Consider the following 9,528-nt stretch of genomic DNA (forward strand, 5'->3'; position numbering starts at 1 on the left):
TAAACTTCTTTGAATTCCATTTTTATCTTCCCAATCATCAATTAAAAAGTTTAATTCGTTGAGTAGGTAGTTCATATTTTTCTTCACATCTATATTTTCTCAAACTTATCCACCGTCAAATCCGACTTCACATCACCAGTATGCTTGGTGCTTTGAGGCTCAAAAAGCAATATCCAAGCTTCCTCTTCAGCAACAGGTCTATGCTCTACTCCACGAGGAATCACGAGCATTTCACCTTCATTTAGGGTGACCGATTCACCTTCAAAATCAATCTTGAGCGATCCCTTTATAATCAAAAAAAGCTCATCTTCATCGGTATGATTGTGCCAGACAAACTCGCCCTTGACTTTTGCCAGCTTCACATCCTGGCCATTAAGTTCTCCAATGATTTTTGGAGTCCAAAGCTCCTTAATCAGCCCAAATTTCTCGTTAATATTTACCTTTTTCATAGTCCCGATTTTACTTGAAACATTTTACTTATTACCACTTACAAACCTTACTAGTTAAAAGATTTTTACTTACAGCCGCATCGGTCACCCGACATCTCACACCTTGCATATATTTTCAAAACTTCATCTTCTGAATTCTTATGGCATTTAGAATAGCCAGCAAGGCCACTCCAACATCAGCGAAAACTGCCGCCCACATGGTAGCCATTCCCAGTGCTCCAAGTATCAACACAATCACTTTTATCCCAAAGGCAAATCCTATATTCTGCCAAACAATTTTTTTGGTTTTCTTCCCGATAGAAATCGCCATCGGAATTTTACTCGGTCTATCATCCTGAATTACTACATCTGCAGTTTCTATAGTAGCATCAGATCCCAAACCTCCCATTGCTATCCCCACATCCGAAATAGCTACCACAGGCGCATCATTTACCCCATCGCCAATAAAGGCAACTGTTCCTTTTTGAGCTTTAATCTCCTTGACTTTTTCTACTTTATCTTCTGGGAGCAAGTCGCCAAAGGAATTGGGGATACCTAGCTCATCAGCGACAAACTTGACCACATTGTTTTTGTCGCCACTCAGCATCGTGATGCCTATACCCATAGATTTTAGGCGATCAATGGTCGTCTGTGCATCCGCTTTTATTTTATCCGAAATAGTTAAATAACCTGCGAATTTTCCTCCGTAGGCAATCGCAACTAAGGTGTGAACGATGCTGCTTGGATCGATAGAATAGGGGATGTCAAACTTGTCCATCAGCTTGAAATTCCCGACAAGTAATTCCTTGCCGTCAACATGAGCTTTCAAGCCATGTCCAGCAATTTCTTCTACGTTTTCTAGAATTATCTCGGAATCAATCTCTCCCACATGATTCTTTATCGCCGTGGCAATTGGGTGCGTGCTTTTACTTTCAAGTGAATTGACAAATTCAAGGATTTTGCTGCCTTCAAATTCAGGCTGAAGATGAACTTCCTGAACATCGAAAACCCCTTCGGTCATCGTACCCGTCTTGTCCATCACTACCTCTTTGATCTCGGCGAGACTGTCTAGGAAATTACTTCCTTTGAACAGAATTCCATTTTTACTGGCTGCTCCAATTCCCCCAAAATATCCTAAAGGAATACTGATCACCAACCCACAAGGACAGGAAATCACCAAGAAAATCAGTGCGCGATATAACCAATCACTGAAGACATAATCATCCACAAATAGAAAGGGCAGAAAACAGATGGCTATCGCCAAATAGACCACGATAGGCGTGTAGATTTTGGCGAATTTCCTGATGAATAATTCAGTTGGTGCTTTCTGCGCAGTGGCATTTTGTACCAATTCCAGAATTCTGGAGAGCTTACTGTCCGTATAAGCCGTTGTTACTTTGACTTGGGAGACGGTATTCAGATTCACCATTCCTGCCAAAACCACGGCGCCCTTTTCTTTGGAATCCGGCTTGCTCTCTCCGGTTAAAGCAGAGGTGTTAAAGGAAGCTTTTTCTGAAAGTAATTCCCCATCCAAGCCAAGTTTTTCACCTGGCTTCAGTTGAATGATATCTCCGATGTTAGCGGTCGAAGCCTTGATGGTTTTGGCCCTATTTCCTTCCAAAATCGTCACCTCGTCAGGTCGCTGATCTAGTAAAGTTTTGATGTTTGTTTTGGCTCGGCTGACTGCCATGCCTTGGAAAACTTCTCCTACGGAATAAAACAGCATCACCGCCACTCCTTCAGGATATTCGCCAATTGCAAAAGCTCCTAAAGTCGCAATTCCCATTAGGAAAAACTCTGAAAACACATCTCCCTTGATAATGCTCTTGAATGCCTCTTTCAATACAGGAAGCCCAACAGGAAGGTAGGCTACCAGATACCAGCCTAGTCTTATATAGCCTGTGAACCAATTTTGAGGAAAAACATTGTCCATCAAAATGCCCGCGAGCATCAATACAAAAGAAAAAATCGCAGGAAGAAAAAACTGGAAAGAACTTGGGTCTCCATTTGAATGATCATGCCCATCGTCTTCGGAATGGCCTTCCCCAGATGGATTTCGATTTACCTTTGCATCCAGAGAGCAGCAATCTTCGTCTACCAAATTTTCACTAGTATTTTTTGTCGTCATAGTATGATTTCTATTTCATCCAGTTCATTACCTGTTCCACTGGAAGTTTTGCTACGGTATTGCCATCCTTACCCGTCATTGTTTCAGCTGCGAAAAGCGAATTGATAATTGCCTCTTCTGTCGCTTCAATCACTGCCATAAAAAGCGAAGACATATCGTCATTCTGTATGAATTCGGCTTTTTCCAACGTCTGGGCTTCCAACTCATACGGAATTCGAAGTCCCTCAGCCGTACTGAATGCAATCACATAATCGCCAGAGCCATTGGAAGCGATTCCGCCAGTTTTGGCCAATCCCATCATGGCACGCATTGCCATTCGCTCTAGGTTTCTGTCCAGCACAGGAGCATCAGTAGCCACAACTATCATGCAGCTACCATCAGATTTCTCCATCGCATCACGAAAAGGATATTTCCCCAATTTTTCTCCTACAGCGACTCCATCAATCTGAAGGTTTCCACCAAAATTTGTCTGGACAAGAACGCCGACCGTGTATCCTCCCAAAATCTCAGGAAGTTTACGGGAAGCAGTTCCTATGCCCCCTTTCCAGCCAAAGCAAACCGTGCCTGTCCCTGCTCCTACATTTCCTTCACTTACTATTCCAGATTCAGCAGACATTATCGCCTGTATTACTTCTTCGGAGGAAATATGCATTCCGCGGATATCATTCAGGTAGCCATCATTCGTCTCTCCGACCACAGCATTCACAGATTGGGCATTTTCATTTCCTTTATGTTCCAAAGAATACCTTACTGCGCCTTCGATCCCTGCAGCCACACTTAGCGTGTTAGTAAGAATAATGGGAGATTCTATGTTGCCGAGTTCCTGTACTTGTGTGGATCCAGCAAGTTTCCCGAAACCATTTCCCACGTATATCGCCGCAGGCACTTTTTGCTGAAAGATATTTTCACCATGTGGTAAAATAGCTGTCACGCCTGTCCGGATGTTATTCCCATCTATTTTAGTGAGATGTCCCACTTTCACGCCAGGTACATCGGTGATTGCATTATATTCCCCGACCGGCAAGATTCCGATTGTTATCCCAAGGTCTCTGGGACGGGATTGGGAGTAGGCTGAAAAAGTGAGTGTAAAGCAAAAGAGTGTGGTTAATACGGCAAATCTCATAGGTAGGTGAGGGATGAGATTCCAATTTATAAAATGTTTGCTAACATGTTTACCAAGTTTAACTCTCTGTGGAATTATAGCTTTTTTCCTTTTTTTATTGCTATTATCTAACCTATTTCTATTCAAAAATGGGATTGCGCACCACATCTTTTAAATTCGCAGGAAGCCATTAGTAGATAAAATTAAAATGCTGAAAAAAGAGAGATACGAAGCCATCATCAATCACTTCCGTGAAAATATGCCGATCGCGGAAACGGAATTGAAATACGACAATCCTTTTCAGCTTCTGATGGCAGTTGTACTTTCTGCGCAGTGTACGGACAAACGGATTAACATTATTACGCCTGCTCTATTTGAGAAATTCCCCGAGCCTGCCTTTTTAGCGGCTTCGAATTTTGACGAGCTTTTCCCCTACATAAAATCCGTTTCTTACCCTAACAACAAGACTAAGCATCTGTTGGGTTTGGGGAAAATGCTTATGGAAGATTTTGGAGGCGAAGTGCCTTCCACGGTTCCGGAATTAATCAAGCTCCCCGGGGTGGGCAGGAAAACGGCGAACGTGATCACTTCGGTGGTATGGAATCAGCCCAATATGGCCGTGGATACGCATGTTTTTCGCGTGTCCAAAAGGCTTGGTTTGGTTTCACAAACTGCCAAAACACCTTTGGAAGTCGAGAAGCAACTCATTAGACATATTCCTGAAGAGTATGTGCATATCGCACATCACTGGCTGATTTTGCATGGAAGATATGTTTGTCTGGCGCGAAGACCCAAGTGTGAAGAATGCACCTTGACCCATTTGTGCAAGTATTTTGAAAAAAATCAAGGGAAGATCATCAAAGTCGAAACGGAAGATTAATGTGCGGAATTCATCTGATATGGGGTAAAGGAGCGAATGAGGAGGCAATCAACAGCATGCTTCAACAAAGTCAGCATCGTGGCCCCGATCAGCAAGCGAGTTTTAGCCCTTGGCCTGGACTTTGGATTGGGGTAAATCGACTAAAAATCCTACATACAGGTTCTGAGGCAGATCAGCCTTTTTGGTCTCCAGATGGAAGTTCGCTGTTGATTTGGAACGGCGAACTATATAATTATCAAGAAATTCGCAATCTTCTCATCCAGATGGGTATCATCTTCATTACCCAATCAGACACTGAGGTAGTGATGCAAGTGCTTCGGGTTTTTGGGATAAAAGGTCTGGAAAAATTACAGGGAATGTTTGCCCTGATTTATGTGGATTTGACCGAGAAATCTCTGCTTGTATCCCGTGATAGCAATGGTGAAAAACCGCTCTATTATGCCCAAAATCCAGATACCTTGCTCGTTTCGTCAGAATGTAAAAGCATTCAAAGTTTGAAGTCTGCGGATTTAGACAATAGGCAACTTGAGCCTTATTTCTATCTCAGAGCACCATTTTTAGGAAACACCTTTTTGCAGGGAATTCATGAATGGAAACCTGGGCTTTATAGTAAAATCTTGAATCATTCGGCATTTCGCTGGGACCATATCCCAGATGGTGCTAAGCTCAGTTGCGAACCTACTTTCGATTCCTTCAAAGAAACACTCACCGACTCGGTATTGAATCAATTTCATGCCGATGTGCCTGTGGGAGTTCAGCTCAGTGGTGGAGCGGATAGCTCGTTACTATATGCGCTTTGGTATAAAGAGACTGGCATTCCGTTGCCATCATTTACCATCCAAGTACAGGAGAAATATAGAAACAAATATTTGGACGGAGACGCTGCAAGTCGTTTTTCGAAGCAGGTTCCCTCTAGCCATCATCTCATAAAAATCGATCAAGCCACTTTCTGGGAAAATTGGGAGGACTACCTGAAAAGTATGGATCAACCAATAGGAGATTCGGCAGGATTCTTAAATTGGATGATAGGGAAGGAGGCCAAAAAGTCTATAAAAGTCTTAATTTCTGGTGCAGGTGCTGACGAACTTTGGGGAGGTTATCAGCGACATAAAGCGTTTGATTTCTACCAAAATCATAAGGGCTTGCTACTTAAATTTCAAAGTATTTTGGCGAAAATCCCTTTGAAGAGAGGGTATCAGAAATTCATTTCTTCCATAGATTCTGATCCTCGAAGGACCTTTTTAAACTTTTCAGGGTTGGACATTCTTCCTAATGACTTGGCTTTAGATTACGATAGGGTTTTCAATAAAAACCTACCCAACTATATCCAGATGCTGGATTTTGACAGGCAAGTGTATCTAGTGCAGGATGTGCTGAAGATTCAGGACAATGCCTTAATGGCACACAGCATAGAAGGTAGATCACCGTATTTGGATGCATCTATGCTGGATGTTTGGAGAAATGTAGAAGATGAACAATTGCTGAAAGGCAAGCCTTGGATCAAACAATTCCTAACTGAACTTGACCTTCATTGGGTTTCAGAGCGAAAGAAAATGGGTTTTGGACTACCGCTCCAAGAGTGGTTTGCAGAAAATGGAGAATTCGCTAAGCGGGTCTTTTCTTCGATCAAAGCTTTTGAGAAAACTCATGGCGAGCATTTCCCTACAAAGATGAGAGTGCTGGCGGCTAAGCCGGAGCATGGTGTGAAACATCATTTTTTAACATTATATAATCTGTTTCTTCTGGCAGAATGGGTGAAATTGCATAGGCTATGAGGATCATCTATATCCATCAGTATTACAAAACGCCAGAAGAGGGAGGTGCTGTGCGTTCGTATCATTTAGCAAAAGGACTTGTGGACGCTGGTCACGAGGTGGAAATGATCACTGGCGGAGCAAATAATGGCTATGATCAGCGATGGATTGAAGGTGTCAAGGTTCATTATTTACCGGTTCACTATGATCAGAAGTTTGGGTTTTTCAAACGAATTTTGTCCTTTCTGAGCTATGTTCGTCAGGCCAAAAAACTGATCAAAAAGCTTCCAAGGCCAGATGTATTGTATGTGACTTCCACTCCACTCACGACAGGATTACTTGGACTTTGGGCCAAAAAAAGCTTGGCTATTCCATATATTTTCGAAGTAAGAGATCTCTGGCCACAAGCGCCAATTGAAACGGGAGCTATCAGAAACCCCTTGTTAAAGAGGAGTCTATTTTCTCTAGAGAAAAAGATCTATCAACATGCACTAAGTTTGGTGGCACTATCTCCAGGGATCGCAGATCATTTGAGAAAGGTAACACCAATTCAGAAAATCCATTTAATCCCAAATTTCTCAGACTTAGATCAGTTTTTTCCAATGGAAAAAAGGGCTGATTTGCTCCAAAAATATGAGTTGAACAATTCATTGACCGTTGCATACACCGGTGCTTTAGGTAAAGTAAATGCTGTGGAGGAACTTCTTGATCTTGCTGAAAAAGCAAAAAAATGCGGAAAAGATTGGCAATTTCTTATCATGGGATCAGGAAGTCACGAAGCTCGACTTAGGGAAATTGCAGCGGAAAAATTACTTACTCAGGTTCATTTTATTCCTTTTGGATCCAAGGAAAAAGTTAATGAGGTACTCAGCTTGGCAGACTTGGCTTGGATTTCGTTTGCACATTTGCCTGTGTTGAAAACTAACAGCCCAAATAAGTTTTTTGATGCGCTGGCTGCTGGGAAGGCCATTTTGGTCAACCACAAAGGATGGGTTTATGACTTGGTGAAAACTCATCAGCTCGGGATTTCCTGTCTTCCGACTAAAATTGATTCCGCTTTTGCGAAGCTGGAAAAACTAGAACTAGATCCAGCTGAACTTGCAATAATGGGTGAGAACTCAAGGAAGCTGGCCGAGCAATATTTCACTAAGGAATTGGCGATTTCTCACCTCAGTAAGGTTATAGACCCCAGTAATACAGCTCCTGATTCCGAAGATGAATTCATCATTTTGACTGGTTGAGATCGAGTTTTTGGAAACAGATTTTGGCTATAAAGCTTTTTTTAAGCAGGAGTTTCCGCTTAATCACATTTGTCAAGTTTACTAAATACTTGTTTTAAGAGCCTGCTTTTCTGGGTCTATAGCCAGATTCTCTAAAGATTTTCTCTGCATCTGGCTCAGCCATCAGTTCCTCCAAAGTAACATCTTGATTAAACTGATAATCGTCCACGATATTCCATCCCAACCATCTTCCTAATCGACCTGGTGCATTGGTGCTGATCGCATCAGTGAAGGGTGCCTCTCCTATATATTTCCTGATTTCAAAAGGGTTGGTGATATAGAGCAACTCATTTTCCACGAAATGGGACCAGATCAATTCCTCATTGTCAAAACTCTCAGAAATTGCTTCAGGAGTATATCCGATGATATATTGATCCGAGGTGCAGGGTAAAATAGCCTTGGTAAAATGATAGGTTTTGCCGTAATAAATCATCTCTGCCAGTAGGGTATTATCTGTGGGATTAGTTTCATTAAATCTAGCAGAAATCGCCATTACAATCATAGGAACGATGAATGGCTTGTCGTATCGCTCAGCCATATACCGCGGTAGTTCTGGCTGAAAAGTATGGGATGGAGGTAGAAAATAATCAAGTCCTATGACGATCATCTCATCTGTGACAATTAGGTCCGAGTTGAAGCCGGAAACGAAAGTGTAAACCTCAGGAATCTGGAATTCTGGAAAGTAGTATGTGATAGCTTTGAAGGCTGTTTCCAGTTCTTTTTCCACGTCCGAAAAATCGCTATATACATGCTCTACTGAATCAAAAAGTACACGCATGGCAGAATCTTGATGGACTCTCAAAAGCTCCGTAGCCAAGCTATCAGGACTAGGATAAAGATCCACTTGCAAGTATTCCTTAGCAAATTCAGGGTGTTCCTCAATCAAAAAATTGAAATCACTGGCGTTTTTAGCATTGAAAAAGTCCTTATCTATTCGATTGATTTTTAATGTCAAATCTTGATTTAATATCTCTGAAGAAAGGGCACAGCCTTCTTCCTTTTTGCCGCAGGCGAATGCTAAAATCAATAAAAGGGAAAAGTATATAGATCGAGTGCTGGTAAGACGCATGAATAAGTTTTTTTCAAAAATAGGGAATTGGAGCTTAATGAAGTGAGAACGTATCAAAGAATGAATTATGTTAGACTGATTTGAAAAATGATTGTGATGGATTAGATTTAGTTTCTTAACCCATCTCGAATTTGACCATCTTGATATGCAGAAAATCACTTGATATTCTCCTGCAAAGAATTAACTATTGAAACTCATTTTTAACCTAGAAAGAACATGAAATCAGAAGAAATTAAAGCCCTTTTTTTTCAATTTGAAGCAGCTGCGGCGGAAATTGAAGGGTAGAATGTTGGAGCGCAAGAGAATTGCAAGACCTCTTGGGTTACAGCAAGTGGGAAAACTTTGAAAAAGTAATCCAAAAAGCCAAAGATGCGTGCAAAAATGCGGGTGAAGAGGTGATATATCATTTTCCTGACGTCAGGAAAACGATCCGTATGCCCAAGGGTGCAGAAAAGAGATAGAGGACATCCTACTTACTCGTTATGCTTGCTATCTAGTCGCACAAAATGGTGATAGTCGTAAAGAGGAGATTTCATTTGCTTAAAATTACTTTGCCGTACAGACCCGTAGAGCTGAGCTGGTTGAGCAGCGTCTTTTGGAATACGAACGTGTGAAAGCTAGAGAAAAGCTCAGCCAAACAGAAAAGCAGCTGTCAGGCATCTTGTATGAAAGAGGTGTGGATAGTAAGGGATTCGCTATTATCAGAAGCAAAGGCGATCAGGCATTATTTCGGTTAAATACCAAGACGCTCAAACGAAAAATGGGTGTGCCCGAAAGTCGACCTGTTGCAGATTTTTTACCAACCATCAGTATCAAAGCCAAGGATCTGGCGGCAGAGATGACTGGTTTGAATGTGCAAAACAAAGACCTGAAAGGCCAATCAAAGG

The 9,528-nt window shown here is 41.8% G+C and carries 7 protein-coding genes and 1 pseudogene; 4 read left to right on the plus strand and 4 right to left on the minus strand.

The window, feature by feature from the left end; all coding sequences use genetic code 11:
- Positions 1 to 89: 89 nt before the first annotated feature.
- The 3 genes from BVH02_RS20960 to BVH02_RS20970 form a co-directional block, all read right to left on the minus strand.
- Positions 90 to 449, minus strand: coding sequence for a cupin domain-containing protein (locus BVH02_RS20960; RefSeq protein ID WP_086503429.1), 360 nt, complete (start codon positions 447 to 449; stop codon positions 90 to 92).
- A 115-nt stretch (positions 450 to 564) separates the two neighbouring features.
- The gene (locus BVH02_RS20965; protein ID WP_086503430.1) at positions 565 to 2,556 is read right to left on the minus strand and encodes a heavy metal translocating P-type ATPase; all 1,992 of its coding nucleotides are present in this window, start codon (positions 2,554 to 2,556) and stop codon (positions 565 to 567) included.
- Positions 2,557 to 2,566: 10 nt separating this feature from the next.
- Complete coding sequence (locus BVH02_RS20970; protein WP_086503431.1) at positions 2,567 to 3,679, minus strand: P1 family peptidase; 1,113 nt, start codon at positions 3,677 to 3,679, stop codon at positions 2,567 to 2,569.
- A gap of 187 nt (positions 3,680 to 3,866) precedes the next feature.
- Between BVH02_RS20970 and nth the strand changes: the two genes are divergently transcribed.
- The 3 genes from nth to BVH02_RS20985 are packed head-to-tail and all read left to right on the plus strand — an operon-like array spanning position 3,867 to position 7,533.
- A complete protein-coding gene (gene nth, locus BVH02_RS20975) occupies positions 3,867 to 4,538 on the plus strand; it encodes an endonuclease III (RefSeq protein ID WP_086503432.1) in 672 nt (223 codons plus the stop codon).
- Positions 4,538 to 6,313, plus strand: a complete 1,776-nt coding sequence (asnB, locus tag BVH02_RS20980) for an asparagine synthase (glutamine-hydrolyzing) (protein ID WP_086503433.1) — start codon at positions 4,538 to 4,540, stop codon at positions 6,311 to 6,313. Before nth ends, asnB begins: the two co-directional genes overlap by 1 nt.
- Positions 6,310 to 7,533 (plus strand): glycosyltransferase family 4 protein, encoded by a 1,224-nt coding sequence (locus BVH02_RS20985; protein WP_086503434.1) that lies wholly within the window; start codon positions 6,310 to 6,312, stop codon positions 7,531 to 7,533. Before asnB ends, BVH02_RS20985 begins: the two co-directional genes overlap by 4 nt.
- Positions 7,534 to 7,627: 94 nt before the next feature.
- On the opposite strand, the gene gldB is transcribed toward BVH02_RS20985, so the two are convergent.
- The gene (gldB, locus tag BVH02_RS20990) at positions 7,628 to 8,641 is read right to left on the minus strand and encodes a gliding motility lipoprotein GldB (protein ID WP_086503435.1); all 1,014 of its coding nucleotides are present in this window, start codon (positions 8,639 to 8,641) and stop codon (positions 7,628 to 7,630) included.
- A 595-nt stretch (positions 8,642 to 9,236) separates the two neighbouring features.
- Between gldB and BVH02_RS21000 the strand changes: the two are divergent.
- Positions 9,237 to 9,528: pseudogene (locus BVH02_RS21000) on the plus strand (DNA damage-inducible protein D); the annotation flags it as partial.

Source organism: Algoriphagus ratkowskyi, from assembly GCF_002150505.1.
Classification (GTDB): Bacteria; Bacteroidota; Bacteroidia; order Cytophagales; family Cyclobacteriaceae; genus Algoriphagus; species Algoriphagus ratkowskyi.

Coding starts and splice junctions, on each gene's coding strand:
- BVH02_RS20960 (WP_086503429.1), bottom strand. CDS start 449: ATGAAAAAGGTAAATATTAACGAGAAATTTGGGCTGATTAAGGAGCTT.
- BVH02_RS20965 (WP_086503430.1), bottom strand. CDS start 2,556: ATGACGACAAAAAATACTAGTGAAAATTTGGTAGACGAAGATTGCTGC.
- BVH02_RS20970 (WP_086503431.1), bottom strand. CDS start 3,679: ATGAGATTTGCCGTATTAACCACACTCTTTTGCTTTACACTCACTTTT.
- nth (WP_086503432.1), top strand. CDS start 3,867: ATGCTGAAAAAAGAGAGATACGAAGCCATCATCAATCACTTCCGTGAA.
- asnB (WP_086503433.1), top strand. CDS start 4,538: ATGTGCGGAATTCATCTGATATGGGGTAAAGGAGCGAATGAGGAGGCA.
- BVH02_RS20985 (WP_086503434.1), top strand. CDS start 6,310: ATGAGGATCATCTATATCCATCAGTATTACAAAACGCCAGAAGAGGGA.
- gldB (WP_086503435.1), bottom strand. CDS start 8,641: ATGCGTCTTACCAGCACTCGATCTATATACTTTTCCCTTTTATTGATT.